We start from the raw sequence: 18413 nt of genomic DNA, 5'->3' as shown, positions 1-18413 counted from the left end.
GCGAGCCCCACCACCCCGTGGTCACCGGCCGTGACCGCCCGGTTCCCCTCCGGACCCGGTACGGCCCCGCACACCGGCGCGGCTTCCAGGGCGACGGGTGCGCGGACCACCCGCGCGACAGGCACCACCCCGTGACACCGCTCGGCCCGTGCGACCGGGTGCCCGCGGTCCGAGCGTGTGCGAGAGCCACTGGAGGTCGTTGTGTTCCGACCGTGCATCGCCCTGATCGCCGACCCCACGTCGCCCGAAGGCTGCCGGGAGTACCTCGCCGAAGCGGTGGAACTGCTCACCGGCGCTGCGCCGGTCCGGGTCGACTCCCGGCACTTCGCCACCGGCGGTACCGGCCGCGGCGTCCGCGACGGGAACCGGTTACGGATCCAAGTCCCGCAAGAACGGCTGGACTTCACGCCCGACATCGTCCTGCTCTACGAGATCCCGCCACACCGCCGGCACACCCTCGCCGGCTTCCAGGAACTGCTGGCCCGTCACGAGGTGGTGACTCTCGCCTCCGGCCCCGACGCCTGGCGCGCGGCCACCGAGAAGAACCTCACCGTCGAACGCTTCCGCCGCGACGGCGTCGCCCAGATGGAGACGGTCGTGCTGTCCCGGCCCACCGAGCGGGAGGCCGTCGACGCCTTCGAACGGCTCGGCCGCGACATCTGGGCCAGGCCCGTGGTCGGCACCGGCGGCAACGACACCTTCCACGTCACCACCCCGGAGCGGCTGGCGTACGCCATCGGCTACTACGCGGGGCACGGCACCGACTGGATGCTCTCCCGGGACGCCGGCAACATCACCGCCGACGGGCTGCGCCACCAGTTCCGGGTCTTCGTCCTGCACGGCCGGGTCGTGCACGCCCGCGAACACCTCCAGCCCGAACCCGACGCCCCCTGCAACACCTGCCAGGGCGCCACCGCCGTCCACCTCGACCCCACCGAGCTGCCGCACCGCCTCGCCGAACTCGCCGTCGCCGCCACCGCCTCGGTCGGACTGCCCTTCGCCGGAGTCGACCTGGCCGTCGAGAACGGCGGGGTCGTCTTCGAGGTCAACGTCCAGCCCGCCTTCGTCGACGGCAGGGTGGAGGTGGAGAAGGTGGCCGTACCGTACGTCCGGGCCCATCTGGACGCCCTGGCCGAGGCGCGCGGTCGGGCCCCGATGGCGGCGCCGGCGTCGGCGCCGCTCGCGGTCAACACACCGTCCTGAGCCGGGCCACCTCACAGCCGGAGCGTGAACCAGGTCGTCTTGCCGTCGTCGGTCGGCCGTACCCCCCAGCTGTCGGCGAGGGCGCGGACGAGGAGCAGGCCCCGTCCCGACTCCTCGTCCGCGGCGGCCGGCCGGGGCTGGGGGAGCTGGGGGCTGCGGTCGCTCACCTCGACGGTGAGGTCGGTGGCCGTGCGGTGCAGATGCAGGCCGAGCGGGCCCTCGGCGTGCTGGACGGCGTTGGTCAGGGTCTCCGAGAGGAGCAGGAGCGCGTCGTCGGCGTTGCCGGCGCAGTTCCAGGTGCACAGCGCCCTGTGCAGGAACGCCCGCCCCTCCGGCACCGACTCCGCCACCGCCGGCAGGTCGGTGCCGACGGCCGCCAGCGGACCGGCGGGCAGCTGGGCCAGCAGCAGGGTGACGTCGTCGTTGTGGCTCTCGGGGTCCGGCAGCAGCCCCGCGAGGACCCTGTCGGCCGCCGCCTCCAGGGACGGCGTGCCGGCGAAGAGCCGGTCGAGCAGGACGGTGAGTTCACCGATCCGCTCCTCGATGTCGCTGCCCGGCGTCTCGATCAGACCGTCCGTGTAGAGGACGAGCGTGGCCCCCGGCGGTATCGCGGAACTCGACTGCTCGTAGAGGACGTCCCCCACCCCGAGCGGCGCGTTCACCGGGCAGGGCAGCGACTGCACGCCGTCACCGACGCCGACGACCAGCACCGGGAGATGGCCCGCCGAGCAGACCGTCACCGTGCCCGCGTCCGGCGCGATCACCAGATAGCAGCAGGTGACCAGCTGGTCCGGTACGTCGAGGTCGGCGACGCAGGTGTCCAGCGCCCGCATCAGCTGACGCGGCTGCATCCCCGTCTTCGCGAGGGCGTGCGCGGCCGAACGCAGCTGCCCCATCACGGCCGCCGCCTCGAGCCCGCGGCCCATCACATCCCCTATCAGCACCCCCACCCGGTCGGCGCCCAGCGGAATCAGGTCGAACCAGTCACCGCCCACCCCCGCGCCCTGCGTGGCAGGCCGGTAGCGGCTGGCGGTGGCGAGCCCCGGCAGCGCCGGCGGGGTGCCCATCAGGCTGCGCTGCAGGGTGAGCGCGATGTGCCGCTGCTGCTCGTACAGCTCGGTGAGCTCGGCCTCCGCGCGCTTGCGGTCGCTGATGTCCCGGACGATCGCGCAGGCCCCGACCACCGTGCCCCGGGCGTCCCGGGTCGGCCACAGCGTGACGTCGACGTCCAGCAGCGTGCCCGCCCGGGTCAGCCGCAGCGTCTCGAAGTGCTCGACCTTCCGGCCGTGCCGCAGCCGCTTCAGCAGCGACCTGATCTCGCCCCGCAGCTCCGGCGGCGCCAGCAGTGAGACATGGCGCCCTATGACCTCCTCGGCCGTGTAGCCGTACAGGCGCTGTGCCGCCGCGTTCCAGTAGGTGATGTACCCCTCGAGGGTGTTGGCCAGGATCGCGTCCTGCGACGACTCCACCAGCGAGGCCAGTTCGGTGATGCGGGCCTCCGCGGCCTTGCGGTCGCTCACGTCCCGTACCGCCGCCGACACCAGCAGCCCGTCCGTGGTCTCCAGCGGGCTCAGACTGATCTCGACGGGGAACTCCGTGCCGTCCTTGCGCAGCCCGTGCAGTTCGAGACCGGCGCCCATCGGGCGCACCTGCCGGTTGGCCGCGTACCCGCCCCGGTGCCGGGTGTGCTGACCGCGGAAGCGGTGCGGGATCAGCAGCTCCACCGGGTGGCCGAGAAGCTCCTTGCGCCCGTACCCGAAGAGCGCCTCGGTCTGCGCGTTGACGAGCTTGATCGTGCCCTCGTCGTCCACGATCACCATGGCGTCCGGGGCCGCCTCCAGCAGACCCCGGAACCGCTCCTCGGCACCCCTGGGCGTGCTCTCCAGCCCAGCTGAGCCACAGCAGCACCGTTTCTGCTCCGTCGGGCCCGCGCGCAGTTCCGGTTCCGCCTGCACCAAGTCGGCCATGTTCCACCTCATCCCGTGCGACGATCGAGGCCATCTCAGCGCTTCCGCGGAGTCCCCGCCTCCCGATGTCGCTTACTGGCCGCTCACTGTCGGAACCTGTCCGCCGCGATGGCGTGATCTGCCGATGTGACCGGTGGGCCGGACGTTGTGACCGGTGGGGCGGGCGTTGTGCTTTGCGGCGGTGCACCGGGCCGATCGGGCCGGCGCGGACCGGTGCGGACCGGTCAGGAATCGAGAAGCGCCGGTGGCGCGCGCCGCATAGCGTGGCGTCCACGCAGCGAAGAACCGCCCGACAGATGGGGACACGATGAGCAAGGCCACGGGGACGGACCCGCACATCGCCGACAGCCACGACCTGATCCGGGTGCACGGGGCGCGCGAGAACAACCTCAAGGACGTCAGCATCGAGATCCCGAAGCGCCGGCTGACGGTGTTCACCGGGGTCTCCGGCTCCGGCAAGAGCTCACTGGTGTTCGACACCATCGCGGCCGAGTCGCAGCGGCTGATCAACGAGACGTACAGCGCCTTCCTGCAGGGCTTCATGCCGACCCTGGCGCGGCCCGAGGTCGACGTGCTCGACGGGCTGACCACCGCGATCATCGTCGACCAGCAGCGGATGGGCGGCGACCTGCGCTCCACGGTCGGCACCGCCACCGACGCCAACGCGATGCTGCGCATCCTCTTCAGCCGGCTCGGCACACCGCACATCGGCTCGCCCAAGGCGTTCTCCTTCAACGTCGCCTCGATCAGCGGAGCGGGCGCGGTCACCATGGAGCGCGCCGGGCAGAAGGTCAAGGAGCGCCGCTCCTTCAGCATCACCGGCGGCATGTGCCCGCGCTGCGAGGGCCGGGGCTCGGTCACCGACCTCGACCTCACCCAGCTCTACGACGACTCCAAGTCGCTCAACGAGGGCGCGCTCACCATCCCCGGCTACAAGCCCGGCGGCTGGAGCTACCGCCTCTACGCCGAGTCCGGCCTCGTCGACCCGGACAAGCCGATCCGCAAGTACACCAAGAAGGAACTGCACGACTTCCTGCACCTCGAACCGACCCGGATGAAGATCGCGGGCATCAACATGACCTACGAGGGGCTGGTCCCGCGCGTCCAGAAGTCGATGCTCACCAAGGACAAGGAGTCGATGCAGCCGCACATCCGGGCGTTCGTGGAGCGCGCGGTCGCCTTCACCTCCTGCCCCGACTGCGAGGGCACCCGGCTCACCGAGGCGGCCCGCTCGTCGAAGATCAAGGGGATCAGCATCGCCGACGCCTGCGCGATGCAGATCAGCGACCTGGCCGACTGGGTCCGCGCCCTCGACGAGCCCTCGGTGGCGCCGCTGCTCGCGTCGCTGGGACAGACCCTCGACTCGTTCGTGGAGATCGGCCTCGGCTACCTCTCACTGGAGCGTCCCTCGGGCACGCTGTCCGGTGGCGAGGCACAGCGCGTCAAGATGATCCGCCATCTCGGCTCCTCGCTCACCGACACCACGTACGTCTTCGACGAGCCCACCATCGGCCTGCACCCGCACGACATCCAGCGGATGAACGAACTGCTGCTGCGGCTGCGGGACAAGGGCAACACGGTCCTCGTCGTGGAGCACAAACCGGAGACGATCGTGATCGCCGACCACATCGTCGACCTCGGCCCCGGGGCCGGCACGGCGGGCGGCACGGTCTGCTTCGAGGGCACCGTCGAGGGCCTGCGCAAGGGCGGCACCATCACCGGGCGCCACTTCGACGACCGGGCCTCGCTCAAGGACGAGGTGCGCAAGCCCACCGGTGCCCTGGAGATCCGCGGTGCGACGACACACAACCTCCAGGGCGTGGACGTCGACATCCCGCTCGGCGTGCTGTGCGTGGTCACGGGCGTCGCGGGCTCGGGCAAGAGCTCGCTGATCCACGGCTCCGTCCCGGCCACCGAGGGCGTGGTGTCCGTCGACCAGACGCCGATCCGTGGCTCCCGGCGCAGCAACCCGGCGACGTACACCGGACTGCTCGAACCGATCCGCAAGGCGTTCGCCACCGCCAACGGCGTCAAGCCGGCCCTGTTCAGCGCGAACTCCGAGGGCGCCTGCCCCACCTGCAACGGCGCCGGTGTCATCTACACCGACCTGGCGATGATGGCCGGCGTCGCCACGACCTGCGAGGACTGCGAAGGCAAGCGGTTCGACGCCTCGGTCCTCGAATACCACCTCGGCGGCCGTGACATCAGCGAGGTGCTGGCGATGTCGGTGGCCGAGGCCGAGGAGTTCTTCGGCGCCGGCGGGGCCCACACCCCGGCCGCGCACCGCATCCTCGACCGGCTCGCCGACGTCGGCCTCGGCTACGTCAGCCTCGGCCAGCCGCTCACCACCCTCTCCGGCGGCGAGCGGCAGCGGCTCAAGCTGGCCACGCGCATGGCCGACAAGGGGGGCGACCGACACGTCTTCGTACTGGACGAGCCGACCACCGGCCTCCACCTCGCCGACGTCGAGCAGTTGCTGGGCCTCCTCGACCGGCTGGTCGACTCCGGCAAGTCGGTCATCGTCATCGAGCACCACCAGGCCGTGATGGCCCACGCCGACTGGATCGTCGACCTCGGCCCCGGAGCCGGCCACGACGGCGGCCGCATCGTCTTCGAGGGCACCCCCGCCGACCTCGTCGCGGCCCGCTCCACCCTCACCGGAGAACACCTGTCGGCGTACGTGGGCGCCTGACACCACCCCACGCGACCGGGCCGCTCCGCGCCGGCGTGACCCACACCCCCGGCAGCGCGCCCGCGCCTCACAGTGCTGCCGTGCCTACAGCGCCGTACGGGCGGCCGTGCCCGCGGAGCTGAACCGGCAGGCCGCGCCGTACGAGCGGAGGTGTCGGTGTGAGCCATTCCAGCGGTCGTGCCTGCGGGAGCCGTCATAGGCTGAGTGCCGTGCGCACGCCCGAGGGTACGAACGGTCGGGTCCCCGGTGCCGAGGAGGGGCCCCGCGGGGCCGCCGCCCGTCTCACCGGGACGTCCGTGCGTGGTGTACGTCGGCTGTCCGGCGCCGTCGCCGAGGCGGACCTCGACGACGGCCGGTCGGTGATGGTCAAACGCGGCGACGCGCCCGGCGCGGTACGGGCCGAGGCCGCCGGGCTGCGCTGGCTGGCCGAGGCCGACGCGGTCGCCGTACCGGCCGTACACGGACACGACGAGACGTGGCTGGTGACCGACCGGATCCCCACGGCCGCGCCGACCGCCGCGGCAGCGACCCGGCTCGGCCGGGACCTCGCCGCCCTGCACACCGCCGGTGCCCCGGCCTTCGGCGCCCCGCCTGCCGACGGTCCGCGTGACGCGTACATCGGGCTCGCGCCCATGCGGAACACCCCCGGTACCGACTGGCCGACCTGGTACGCCGACCACCGGGTGCTGCCCTACCTGCGGACGGCCGTCGACCAGGGAACGCTGGGACACTCCGAGGCGGCCGTCGTTGAGCGGCTCTGCGCGCGGCTGCCCGATCTCGCGGGGCCCGCCGAACCGCCCGCCCGACTCCATGGCGACCTGTGGAACGGCAACGTTCTGTGGGGGAGCGACGGCAACGCCTGGCTCATCGACCCGGCCGCGCACGGCGGACACCGCGAGACCGACCTCGCGATGCTGCGCCTCTTCGGCTGCCCCCACCTGGACCGGGTGCTGGCCGCCTACCAGGAGGCCACGCCGCTCGCCGACGGCTGGGCCGACCGCATCGGCCTGCACCAACTGTTCCCGCTGCTGGTGCACACGGTGCTGTTCGGAGGGGCGTACGCGAACCAGGTGCTCACGGCGGCGCGAGAAGCCGGGTAAGCACCGCAGGGCCTCAGTGCGCGCCCAGCCCGCCCCCGCCGAACGACCCGCTGCTGCCCTTGCTCCAGCGCGGCCGTTCCTTGGACGGGCTCGACTTCGTCTGCATGTTGTGCAGCTCGTACGGGGTGAGCGGGCGCCCGCCCTTGGGGGTGCGGGGCACCTCGTCGGGCTCGCGGTTCTCGCGGATCTCGTGCACCGCGCCCTCCGGCGGCAGATGCGGCTGCTCCTCGGGGCGCGGACGCGGCGGCTCGCTCGTCTTGATACGCGCACCCAGCCAGAAGCTGCCGGCCAGCAGCGCCACGACGGCGATCCCGACCACGAACAGAGCGAGGCTGAGCAGACCGCTCGCGGCGGCCAGCTGCTGGTTAGCGGTAGTCATATCGGGTGAGTACCCCACGAAACGGGCGTAAATCACCCTTGACCACGCGCTACTCGGTGCTCGCGAACCGCCACACGGTGTTCGCCCCCTCAGCGGGCAGCGTGCGCCGCGTCCAGCATCCGGCGCATGACCGGGAGCGGCAGTCCCGGATTCCGCGCCGCGTTCTCCGCGGTCTCCAGGTCCCGCAGCAGCCCCACCAGGACGCGCGCGGGCACGTTCGGATGGCGGGCCGCCGTGACGCGTACGGCGCTGTCCGGGTCGCTGAGCAGCCGTACCGCCGAGGCCGCCGACAGCCGGGGGTCGCCCGCCGCCCGCGCCCTGACCTCGTCACTCGCGTCCCGGCTGAACCGCTCGACCAACTCGGACGTCGAGTCCGGATCGTCCAGCGCCAGCCGCCGCATCCGGGGGCTGGGATCGTCGGCGTACCGGAGCAGGTCGCGGCGCGGGAAGTTGGGATGGCCGTGCGGACGGTCGGGGTGGCTGAAGCTGCCGGTCCACCACCGCCAGACGGACAGCAGCAGGTCGGCGGGCGCGTCGTCGCACGACTCGACGAGGAACAGGTGTACGACCCGGTCCTCGTCCTGGGCCAGCCGGTCCACGACGTCCGCCGGGAGCCGCCGGGCACGGGCGACACTCCGCCGGACGAGGGGGTGCGGGGAGACGGCGAGGCGGCGCATGGCGTCGGGGTCGTCGTGGAGGGCGACGACCCAGTCGAGGTCGTGCGACATGTTGCTCGGTTCGAAGGCGAAGTCGATGCCCGCGCGTTCCTCCTCGCTGAGCCCGGGATGCACCGCCGCCGCGGACCGGACCCCGTCGTCGGTGTCCTCGGCGAGCCGCAGGACCAGGTCCGTGTCCAGGCGGGGATTGCCGGCCAGGGCGCGGCGCCGGGCCGGATCCTCGTCCCGGACCAGCCGCTCGGCGAGGTCACGCGCCAGCCGGCAGCCCTCCACCGCGCGGGACCGCAGACCCTCCTCCGCCTCCTCGAACACGGACCGGGACATGGGGTGGTCCTCGTGGTGTCGCAGCAGGGCTGCGGTACGGACGCTGCCGTGGGCATCGTTCAGCAGCCCCTCGCGCGCCGACTCGTCCAGGTGCGGCCAGGCCTGCCCGCAGACCTCGGCCCGTACCGAGGCATGGGAGTCGGCGGCCAGGGCCCTGAGCGCCGGGACCGGCAGACCGCGCAGACGCGCGACCTCCTCACGGACGACCGCCGAGGGGTCGGCGGCGAGCCGCTCGTACGTGGTGGCGGGCATCGCCGCCCGCCACCTCGACGCCCAGACGAGGGACGCCCGGTGCCGGGGCTCCGCCTCGGCGAGGATCAGCCGGCTCCGCTGCTCCGGCGTGAGGTTCGGCTGGTGCTCGGCCAGGCTTCCCCGCGCGTCCCAGTCCGCGTGGGCCATGGCCGCCTCGACCACCGCGGCCGGTTGGGGCCGGTACAGCGGGTAGCCCGTCAGGTCGAGCAGACCGACGCATACGTCGTCGGGGGCGGCCGAGTTGCCTCCGAGGCCCTCGACCCAGAACAGCGGCAGCCGCGCCGGCGTCTCCTCGAACAGCGACTCCCACACCCGCTCCCGCTCCCGCGGGGTCTCCTCGGCTGCCGCCCGCGCCTCCGTCTCGATCCGCTCGGCGATCCGGTCCACCACGGTGATCCGCACCCCGTCCGCGCCGGCGGTCACTCCGAGCACGGTGTCACCGCCGACCGTCATGGCGACGAACTCCGGTTGTCCGCCCGTTAGTTCGCACAGGGCGGCCGTCAGGTCCCAACCGGGCGTGAGCCGGACGCGCGCCCAGTTCCGCGGCCGGCCGCCTGCCCGGTCGCCCTCGAACTCGACGAGAAACAGGCCGTCACCGGCGAAGAAGCCGTTCTCCACCGCGATCCGGTGCCACTCCGCGTCGACCTCCGCGGTCCGGTCCAGCGGAACCGTGACCGTCGGCGCGGTCTCCCCGGAGGTGATCCGGCGCCAGGCCGCCCGGGGCGGCAGCGGGCCCTCGCTCCACCACGGGTCCGCGATCTCGAGCCGGGCCCGCCCCAGCAGCGCCTCGAGGTCATTCACCGTCATTCTCATGAGATCACCGTCATGGAAGGACATCCTTCCCGCACCGATCTCCTCCCGCTCCGCCATTCCCAATTTCTGGAACACGTTCTACCGTGTGCGCCGTCAGGACACCGGCCTGGGGAAGCAGCCTGGAGGCGCCGTGCACCTCGACCAAACGCCCGAGCAGCAGCGACTGCGCACCGAACTGCGCGCCTACTTCGCCGAGTTGGTGCCGCACAACGCCTACGCCCGGCACTCCGACCCGGTCGGGGCGAAACGCTTCTACCGCGCCACCATCCGCCGCCTCGGCGAGGACGGCTGGCTCGGCGTCGGCTGGCCCAAGGAGTTCGGCGGGCGCGGACTGACCCCGATCGAGCAGTTCGTCTTCTTCGACGAGGCCGCCCAGGCCGGCGTACCGCTGCCCCTGATGGCGCTCAACACCGTCGGCCCGACGATCATGCAGTACGGCACCGACGAGCAGAAGGCGTACTTCCTTCCGAAGATCCTCGCCGGCGAGATCGACTTCGCCATCGGCTACAGCGAACCCGACGCCGGCACCGACCTGGCCGCCCTCAGGACACGCGCCGTACGCGAGGGCGACGAGTACGTGATCAACGGCCAGAAGATCTGGACGACCAACGGCGACACCGCCGACTGGGTCTGGCTCGCCGTCCGCACCGACCCCGAGGCCCCGCCCCACAAGGGCATCACCATGCTCCTGGTGCCGACCACCGACCCCGGCTACTCCTGCACGGTCATCCGCACCCTCGCCTCGCACGACACCACCGCCAGCTACTACGAGAACGTCCGCGTCCCGGTCTCGCAGCGCGTCGGTGCCGAGAACCAGGGCTGGCGGCTGATCACCAACCAGCTCAACCACGAGCGCGTCACCCTCGCCGCCCACGGCACCATGGCGATCCGCGCCCTGCACGACGTCCAGCGCTGGGCCACCGAGACCAAGCTCGCCGACGGCCGCCGCGTCGTCGACCTGCCCTGGGTGCGCCGCCGGCTCGCCCAGACCCACGTCAAGCTCGACGCCCTCAAGCTCATCAACTGGCAGATGGTCGGCGCCCTCCAGAACGGCACCCTCACCCCGCAGGACGCCTCCGCCGCCAAGGTCTACGGCTCCGAGGCCCGCCGGGACGCCTACGCCTGGCTCATGGAGATCGTCGCGGCCCCCGGCGCCCTCCAGGAGGGCTCGGCGGGCGCCGTCCTGCACGGCGAACTCGAACGCGGCTACCGCTCGGCCGTCATCTTCACCTTCGGCGGCGGCAACAACGAGATCCAGCGCGAGATCATCTCGTGGATCGGCCTGAAAATGCCGAGAGTACGGCGCTAGCGGCGTTGTCACCACCGACGCCACCTCCTTCATCATCGTGGACGTCGCCGGGCATCCGGACGGGTCCACCGCGAGCACGCCCGGACGCTTCCACTACCGCAACCCCGAACTCGACGGCCCCAACGTCATGCGCCTGCCCTTCGCCGGCGGCATGCGGATCGATCTGCAATGCTCCCGAAAGTCGTCGAACCGTGGTACGCCGACCATGTGGACTGGGTGTCGAGCTACCGCTTCCACCAGGTCGTCGCCGACTCCTACACCGACCCGTGTCATGGACGCCACCGACGCGGCGAAGGCCGTCGCCGGCGCGCTGGCCGTACCGGACATGGCCTCCGCCCGGCGCCTGATCGACCGGTGCGCGGCCGACCGCCGGAAATGGGGTCTGCGCAACCGCGCGGTGTCCAACCGGGCGCTGCGGGACATGCGCGCCGAGGACCCCCGCGTCCGGGCCCGCCGGAATCTGGCCGCTCGCATCGCACCCGCCTTCTGGCCGGCAGGCGCATGGCTCGCCGTCGGTCCGTTGCAGCCAGCCGTACTGCCCCGGCTCCGCCCCGCCGGAATCTACTGACGACCACCTCACCGCGCCCACGCAATACAGACCCCCCGATCGAGGTCCGCCACGAACAGTGCTGGGACCGGGCTGGGAGGAGGCGAAGACGAAACCGTGCGGCCGTTCGTCGGCGCCGGCCTTCAGCGGATGATCGAGGTCAGCACGTCCACGCCCAGATGCATGAGGCGGTCCGTGTCCAACCGGTGGTAGATCTGTCGGCCGTCCCTCCGGGAGGTCAGCAGGCCCACCTCGCGCAGCCGTCCGAGGTGGCGGGAGACCTGGGGCAGGCTCATCCCCGTCCGTACGGCCAGGTCGGATGTGGTGATGGGTTCGTTCACCAGGTGCCGACAGAGCGACAGTCGCGCGGGGTCGGACAGGATCGCCAGTCTGAGCCGTACCTGTGCCAGCGTGGCCCGTTCCACCTGCGTGGTGTTCTCGACGGGGAAGTGCACGACGAGCGGGTAGGGCGGGTCGTCCTTGACGATCAGATGCGGTCGGGAGTGCGCGGACGGTACGAGCAGGCAGCGACGGCCGCGCAGGTCGGCCCGCAGCGACTGCAGCTTGTCGAAGACGACCGCCGGCGGGTTGTGCCGGACGACGGCGTTCGGGCTGAGCGAGGCCAGTGCCTCGGGGAGCGGCAGTGCCTGCACCCGGGCCCGCAGGCGGGTGCATTCACCCTCCAGCCGGTGCTGTACCCGCCCCCATTCGGCGTCGAAGAACTCGGCGGCACAGCGCCGCAGCAGTTCCAGCAGCCCTGTCCGCATCCGCTCCGGGGCCTGGAGCAGGCTACGGGCCAGCTCGCCGCGGCTGAAGGAGCGCCGTTCGCTGGAGACCGTGTAGGCGGTGCGGACCGATTCGTCGGTGAGCAGGTCGCGGGTGTCGAAGACGCCGCCGTGCACACTCGGCGCGACGCCCATCACGAAGTCGTCCAGCGGTAGTGCCTCCAGGCGGTCGAGTTCCTGCTCCAGTGTTCGTCCCAGGGGCGGTTCCAGAGGCATCAGCAGACGGCAGCGCCGCCGGGTCCACAGGGGCGCGTAGACCGCGATCAGGCTCTGGGACTCGGGAGACAGGTCGGTGCGTACGCGTTCCAGCCACGGCCGTACGGCGAGGTGGTGCTCGGGCTCGGCGATCGAATGAAGGCATGCCATCAGCTCGGCCAGAGGTGAGAGGCCGACGGCCACGTCCGCCGGAACGGCGCCCTGCAAGGTGATGACAACGGCCATGTCGCGCAGGGTACAGCGGTTGCTTACCGCGTGCGCGGTAAGCATCACCGCCGCCGCCGGCCGGCCGACCTAGGCTGCGTCCCATTCCCCCCGCTCCGAGCAGTCGTCGATGTCGCTCCGGGCGGTCCGAGCAGCGAGAGGCTCCGGCCGATGCACCTGTTTCTGCAGACGTTCTTCAACCCCGATGAACTACTCAAGGCGTTTCCCGCCCTGCTGACCGAGGGCCTGCGCAACACCCTGCTGATCGCCGGGCTGGCGATCGTCTTCGGGGTTGTGCTCGGTGTGCTGCTCGCGATGCTGCTGCTGTCGCACCGCCGGTGGGTGCGGCTCCCCGCGCGGATCTACGTGGACGTGTTCCGCGGTCTCCCCGCGATCGTGACCGTCAGCCTGGTCGGCCTGGGCCTGCCGTCGGCCGGGGTCCGGCCGTTCGGCCGGGATCCGCTCGGGTACGCGGTCCTCGCCATCGGCCTCATATCGGCGGCCTACCTGGCGGAGATCTTCCGGTCCGGCATCCAGGCCGTCCCGGCCGGGCAGCTCGGCGCGGCCCGCAGCCTCGGCATGTCCTATCTGACCGCGATGCGGGTGATCGTCGTCCCGCAGGGTGTACGGAACGTGCTGCCCGCGCTGGCCGGCCAGTTCATCATCGACATCAAGGAGAGCGCGCTGGTGTATCTGCTCGGGCTCGGCCTCGGGCAGCGCGAGCTCTACTTCATCGCACAGGAGCGGCAGGCGGCGACGTACAACTCCTCCGCACTCGTGGCCGCCGGTGCCTGCTATCTGATGCTCACGATCCCGCTCACCTTCCTGGTCAACCGGCTCGACCTGCGTCTGCGCACCGGCGGACGGAAGACGAACAAACCCGCGGCCACCCCGGCTGTCGCCACGCCCGCCCCGTCCGTGATGGAGGTCTGAGCCATGGCCGGAACGCTGTCCGAGAAGAACTCCCGCGCCGACGCGGCGGGGACGGCCACCGCGGCGGCGGTCGCCGTGCGCGACCTGCACAAGCGCTACGGCGAGGTGGAGGTCCTGCGTGGTGTGGATCTCGATGTCGCCGCGGGCGAGACCGTCTGTGTCATCGGCCGGTCCGGTTCGGGCAAGTCCACGCTCCTGAAGTGTATGAACCTGCTGGAGCCGCCGACGGCGGGCGAGATCCGCCTGGGCGGCGACCTGATCACGGATCCGGGCGTGGACGTCGACGCGGTCCGCACCCGGGTGGGCATGGTCTTCCAGCACTTCAACCTGTTCCCGCACCTGAGTGTCCTGCACAACGTGACCGTGGCCCTCCGCAAGGTCCGCAGGATGGGCAGGGAAACGGCCGACACCGCAGCCATGACCCAGCTGGAGCGGCTCGGCCTCGCGGGGCTGGCCCACTCCCGGCCGAGTCAGCTCTCGGGCGGTCAGCAGCAGCGGGTGGCGATCGCACGCGCACTGGCGATGGAGCCCGAGGTCATGCTGTTCGACGAGGCCACCTCCGCGCTGGACCCCGAGCTCGTCAAGGACGTGCTCGACGTCATGCGGCTGCTCGCCACATCCGGCATGACGATGATCGCCGTCACGCACGAGATCGGCTTCGCCCGTGAGGTCGCGGACCGAGTGATCTTCATGGACGAGGGCCGCATCGCCGAGTCGGGTCCGGCCCGCCGGACACTGGAACACCCCGAGACGGCACGCCTGCGCGAGTTCCTCGCCCGCGTCCTCTGAAGCGCGGCTGCGCCGAGTCCCGCCCCCGCACCGCCCATCCCTCCCCAAGGAGACCCTTCCATGTCCATATCATCCCGTAATGTTCTCGGTCGTCGCAGACTGCTCGCCCTCGCCGCCCTCTCCGGCCTCGTCCTCCCGCTTACCGGCTGCGGAGGCAGCGGCAGCGCGGACTCCGGCAAGGCGTCGAACCCGTACGGTCTGATCGAGGCCGGGACCATCAGATCCGCCACCCAGACCGGCCAGCCACCCTTCGCCTACGCCGAGGACTCGGGGAAGCCCGCCGGTTTCATCGTCGACGTGACCGACGAGGCCGCGAAGCGTCTCGGACTCAAGGTCGACTACAAGTCGACGTCGGTCACCGGATCGCTGGCCGGCCTGACCGCCGGTCAGTACGACCTGGCCTCGTCCGGGCTCGGGGTCACCGCGGAGCGACAGAAGAGCGTCGACTTCACCAAGCCGCTGTTCTGGAGCACCGTGACCGTCCTGACGACCTCGAAGAGCAAGATCTCCACCTTCGACGGCTTCAACGGCAAGCGCGTCGGAGTGGTGACCGGATCCTCGCAGGAGGCTCAGCTGCCCACGCGGATACCCAAGGCGCAGCCGGTCCGCTTCCAGACCCAGAACGCGGCGGTGAGCCAGCTGCTCAACGGCAGTATCGACGCCTTCCTGGTGGGGGGTCCGGATGCGAAGGAGTTCATGAAGCAGTACAAGGGCCTGCGCCAGGCGGTGTCCGCGCCGGTGGACCACCCGACCTCGATGGCGTTGCCCAAGAACCACAGCGCCTTCCTCAAGGCCCTCGACAAGGAGATCGGAGCCATGGTCGCGGACGGCACCTACGCCAAGCTGTACCGCAAGTACTTCAGCACCCAGCCGGAGCCCGAACTCCTCGCAGCATGGCCCGCGTTGAAGTCCCAGTTCCCCGGATCCAAGTGATGCCCGTGATCGACGACGAGTGGCAGCGGGTGCCGCTGCCCGGCGGGCGGGCGTGCTGGCGGCGGGTGCTGCGGACAACGGTGAGGGACGGCGTGGTGCTCGTCGCGGATGTCTACGCCGACCGGCCCGAGCCGGCACCGGGGCCGGTCATCCTGGAGCGCACGCCGTACGGCCGCCGCGCCGCGCGTACCTCGGACGGCGCCCTCGGTGGCGAGAACCCGCCGGCGCCCGAGACCGTGGCCGAGGTGTTCACCCGGGGCGGGTACCGGATCGTACGGCAGGACTGCCGCGGCCGGGGCGACTCCGAGGGCACCTTCGTCAAGTACCTCAACGAGGCCACCGACGGCTACGACACCGTCGAGTGGATCGCCGGACAGCCCTGGTGCGACGGCCGGGTCGCGACCATGGGCGTCTCCTACTCCGCGCACGCCCAGGCGGCCCTCGCCTCGCTGGGCGCACCGCACCTGGCCGCGATGTTCCTCGACTCCGGCGGCTTCGCCAGCGCCTACGAGGCAGGCACCCGGATGGGCGGGGCCTTCGAACTCAAGCAGGCCACCTGGGCGTTCCACCGGGCCAAGGTGAGCGAGACGGTGCGCACCGATCCGGTCCTGCGCGCCTCGCTGGAGTCGGAGGACCTGAGCGCCTGGTTCACCCGGATGCCGTGGCGGCGCGGGGCGAGCCCGCTCCGCTTCGTCCCGGAGTACGAGGACTACCTCCTCGAACAGTGGGAGAACGGCGCCTTCGGCCCGTACTGGCAGCAGCCGGGCATCTACGCCCGCGGCTTCTACGACGACTTCCCGGACGTGCCGAGCCTGCACATGTCCAGCTGGTACGACCCCTACATCCGTACCGCCACCGAGAACTTCCGCGAGCTCGGCCGGAAGAAGCACAGCCCGGCGTATCTGGTGCTCGGCCCGTGGACCCACGGCGGGCGAAGCCGCAGCTTCGCCGGTGACGTCGACTTCGGCCCGCAGGCCCGGCTGGACGGCAGCCTCGCCGAGCACTACGCGGCGATGCGGCTGAGCTGGTTCGACGCGCACCTCGGCCCGGACGGCATGGCGGACCCGCCGCCCCTCGTGCGGTACTTCCTCATGGGCGGCGGCTCCGGCCGACGCACCGCCGAAGGCCGACTCGACCACGGCGGCTGCTGGCACACAGCAACCTCCTGGCCGCCCGAGGAGAGCGCGAACCTCACCCTCGTCCTCGGCAGCGCGGGAACGCTGGCGACGGCCTCCGACACGTGCGACGCGCAAGGCTCCTTCCTGGAATACGACTTCGACCCCCGCGACCCCGTGCCGACCCTCGGTGGCCAGGTCACCTCCGGCGAACCGGTGATGAGCGGCGGAGCCTTCCACCAGCACCCCGACGACCGGTTCTTCGGCGTGACCGAGCCGCACCTGCCCCTCGACAGCAGACCCGACGTGCTGGTCTTCCAGACCCCGCCGCTCACCGAGGACCTGGCGGTCGCCGGGCCGGTCAGTGCGCACCTCACCGTGTCCTCCACCGCCCGCGACACCGACTTCACGATCAAGCTCATCGACGTCCATCCGCCGAGCGAGGACTGTCCGCAGGGTTTCGCCATGAACCTCACCGACGGCATCCTGCGCTGCCGCTACCGCGACTCCTTCAGCGATCCGGAACCGATGACGCCGGGGGAGACGTACGAGGTCACGGTGGAGGCGCCGGACACGGCGAACCTGTTCCTGGCCGGCCACCGGCTGCGGCTCGACGTCAGCTCCAGCAACTTCCCGCGTTTCGACGTCAATTCCAACACCGGCGGCGCGGAGGCCGGCGAGCGGCGCAAGGTCGTCGCCGCCAACCGTGTCCACACGGGCGGCCGTTCGTGGCTGACCCTGTCCGTACTTCGCCCGAAGCCCGAAGGACGCCCCGCATGACCGACGGAAAGCTGTCACCCTCCTGGCGTCAGGCCAATGTGCGCGACGGCTTCACCCTGGCCGCCGTCGGTGACCTGGTCGTGGACGACGCGCTCGCCCCACTCCTCGAAGCCCGCTCGCCCCGCCTGCTGGAGCTGCTGCGGTCGGCGGACGTGACCTTCGGCAACTTCGAGAGCACAGCCGTCGACCTGACGGAGTTCGACGGCTGGCCCGAAGCCGAGTCCGGCGGATCGTGGCTGATCAGCACCTCGCGGGTACCCGCGGATCTCCGCCGGATCGGGTTCGACCTGATGGCCAGGGCCAACAACCACACCACCGACTGGGGCGTGGCCGGCATGCGGTCCACCGACCGGCTGCTCACCGAGGCGGGCATCGTCCACGCCGGCACCGGCGACACCCTCGCCGACGCGCGCTCCCCGCGCTTCCTCACCACCCCCGCCGGCCGTGTCTCCCTGGTCTCCGTCGCCTCCCGCTTCGAGCCCATGTCCCGGGCCGCCGACCCCCTCGGCCGCGTCCCCGGCCGCCCCGGCGTCAACGCCCTGCGCACCACCCGGCATGTGCTCGTCCCGGCCCAGCGCCTGCGCGAACTCGCCCTGATCCGCGACGCGTTGCCAACCGGCTCGGTCCGCGCCTCCGTCCTCGAGGCCGACAGCAGGGACGGCACCGTCACCCTCTTCGGCACCCGCTACGCGGCCAAACCCGGTCCCGAGCCCCACACCGACGCCGTGGAGTTCCGCTTCTCCGCACACGAGTCGGACCGCCGAGAGGTGCTGCGCACCGTCCGGCAGGCCAAACAGACCTCCGACTTCACGATCGCCACGATGCACACCCACGAGCCGGGCAACTACAGCCAGGAGCCCCCCGACTTCCTTCCGCTCATCGCCCGCGAGGCGATCGACAACGGCGCCGACGCGTTCCTCGGCCACGGTCCCCACCAGCTCCGCGGCATCGAGGTGTACCGGTGCCGCCCGATCTTCTACTCCCTCGGCAACTTCGTCTTCATGGAGAACACCCAGCAGCCGCTGACCCAGGGCGCCTACGACAAGGACGGCAGTCGCGAGCACGAGACCGAGGCCGAGTTCCTGGAACGCAAACGGGTCCACGGTGTCTTCGGCGAGCGGATCTGGTACGAGTCCGTCGTGGCGGTCAGCTGCTTCGACCGCGACGGCGCCCTCCGGGCCGTGGAGCTGCACCCGATCGAACTGCACTGGGACGGCCCGCGCGATGCCGACCGCGGCATCCCCCGGCTCGCCGACCCACCCACCGCGGAGCGCATCCTGCGACGCCTGCAACGACTCTCCAAACCGTTCGGCACGGAGATCGCCGTCCGGGAGGGCGTCGGCCACCTCAGCCTCTGATCCGTCGATGTGCGGCGTGACCGACAACGGGCCGGTG

General features: G+C 71.5%; 14 protein-coding genes. 10 read left to right on the top strand and 4 right to left on the bottom strand.

Annotated elements, in window-relative coordinates; genetic code table 11:
* Positions 1-201: 201 nt before the first annotated feature.
* Positions 202-1203: an ATP-grasp domain-containing protein gene (locus ACFPIH_RS16465; protein ID WP_381172274.1), complete on the top strand. Its 1002-nt coding sequence runs from the start codon at positions 202-204 to the stop codon at positions 1201-1203.
* A gap of 11 nt (positions 1204-1214) precedes the next feature.
* Here ACFPIH_RS16465 and ACFPIH_RS16460 read toward each other — a convergent pair whose 3' ends face one another.
* Positions 1215-3170, bottom strand: a complete 1956-nt coding sequence (locus tag ACFPIH_RS16460) for a PAS domain S-box protein (RefSeq protein ID WP_381172277.1) — start codon at positions 3168-3170, stop codon at positions 1215-1217.
* A 307-nt stretch (positions 3171-3477) separates the two neighbouring features.
* Between ACFPIH_RS16460 and ACFPIH_RS16455 the strand changes: the two genes are divergently transcribed.
* Both ACFPIH_RS16455 and ACFPIH_RS16450 read left to right on the top strand, forming a co-directional pair.
* Entirely contained in the window at positions 3478-5862 is a 2385-nt protein-coding gene (locus ACFPIH_RS16455; protein WP_381172279.1) for an ATP-binding cassette domain-containing protein, read from the top strand.
* A 209-nt stretch (positions 5863-6071) separates the two neighbouring features.
* Positions 6072-6962 carry a fructosamine kinase family protein gene (locus tag ACFPIH_RS16450; RefSeq protein WP_381172281.1) on the top strand — a complete coding sequence of 297 codons (891 nt, stop codon included), beginning with the start codon at positions 6072-6074 and terminating at the stop codon, positions 6960-6962.
* 13 nt (positions 6963-6975) lie between these two features.
* Here the strand turns inward: ACFPIH_RS16450 and ACFPIH_RS16445 are convergent, their stop codons facing one another.
* A complete protein-coding gene (locus ACFPIH_RS16445) occupies positions 6976-7341 on the bottom strand; it encodes a DUF6479 family protein (RefSeq protein WP_381172284.1) in 366 nt (121 codons plus the stop codon).
* Between the two features lie 89 nt (positions 7342-7430).
* Positions 7431-9407, bottom strand: coding sequence for a PE-PGRS family protein (locus ACFPIH_RS16440; protein ID WP_381172287.1), 1977 nt, complete (start codon positions 9405-9407; stop codon positions 7431-7433).
* Positions 9408-9537: 130 nt separating this feature from the next.
* Between ACFPIH_RS16440 and ACFPIH_RS16435 the strand changes: the two genes are divergently transcribed.
* Both ACFPIH_RS16435 and ACFPIH_RS16430 read left to right on the top strand, forming a co-directional pair.
* Positions 9538-10716, top strand: coding sequence for an acyl-CoA dehydrogenase family protein (locus tag ACFPIH_RS16435; protein ID WP_381172759.1), 1179 nt, complete (start codon positions 9538-9540; stop codon positions 10714-10716).
* Between the two features lie 271 nt (positions 10717-10987).
* The gene (locus tag ACFPIH_RS16430) at positions 10988-11284 is read left to right on the top strand and encodes a hypothetical protein (protein ID WP_381172290.1); all 297 of its coding nucleotides are present in this window, start codon (positions 10988-10990) and stop codon (positions 11282-11284) included.
* Positions 11285-11406: 122 nt separating this feature from the next.
* Here ACFPIH_RS16430 and ACFPIH_RS16425 read toward each other — a convergent pair whose 3' ends face one another.
* A complete protein-coding gene (locus ACFPIH_RS16425) occupies positions 11407-12489 on the bottom strand; it encodes an ArsR/SmtB family transcription factor (RefSeq protein WP_381172292.1) in 1083 nt (360 codons plus the stop codon).
* Positions 12490-12639: 150 nt separating this feature from the next.
* On the opposite strand from ACFPIH_RS16425, the gene ACFPIH_RS16420 reads away from it, so the two are divergent.
* Genes ACFPIH_RS16420 through ACFPIH_RS16400 form a run of 5 tightly spaced genes read left to right on the top strand, consistent with a single transcriptional unit; the run spans position 12640 to position 18376 of the window.
* The gene (locus tag ACFPIH_RS16420) at positions 12640-13401 is read left to right on the top strand and encodes an amino acid ABC transporter permease (protein WP_381172295.1); all 762 of its coding nucleotides are present in this window, start codon (positions 12640-12642) and stop codon (positions 13399-13401) included.
* Between the two features lie 3 nt (positions 13402-13404).
* The gene (locus tag ACFPIH_RS16415) at positions 13405-14190 is read left to right on the top strand and encodes an amino acid ABC transporter ATP-binding protein (protein ID WP_381172298.1); all 786 of its coding nucleotides are present in this window, start codon (positions 13405-13407) and stop codon (positions 14188-14190) included.
* A 60-nt stretch (positions 14191-14250) separates the two neighbouring features.
* Positions 14251-15123, top strand: coding sequence for a substrate-binding periplasmic protein (locus ACFPIH_RS16410; protein WP_381172302.1), 873 nt, complete (start codon positions 14251-14253; stop codon positions 15121-15123).
* Positions 15123-17018, top strand: coding sequence for a CocE/NonD family hydrolase (locus tag ACFPIH_RS16405; protein WP_381172305.1), 1896 nt, complete (start codon positions 15123-15125; stop codon positions 17016-17018). Before ACFPIH_RS16410 ends, ACFPIH_RS16405 begins: the two co-directional genes overlap by 1 nt.
* Positions 17015-18376, top strand: coding sequence for a CapA family protein (locus tag ACFPIH_RS16400; RefSeq protein ID WP_381172308.1), 1362 nt, complete (start codon positions 17015-17017; stop codon positions 18374-18376). Before ACFPIH_RS16405 ends, ACFPIH_RS16400 begins: the two co-directional genes overlap by 4 nt.
* The last annotated feature ends 37 nt before the right edge of the window (positions 18377-18413 follow it).

This window comes from Streptomyces vulcanius (assembly GCF_042653945.1).
Taxonomy (GTDB): Bacteria; Actinomycetota; Actinomycetes; order Streptomycetales; family Streptomycetaceae; genus Streptomyces; species Streptomyces mangrovi.
The sequence above is the reverse complement of the archived record's forward strand: the minus strand, read 5'-3'. Positions and strand labels throughout refer to the sequence as shown.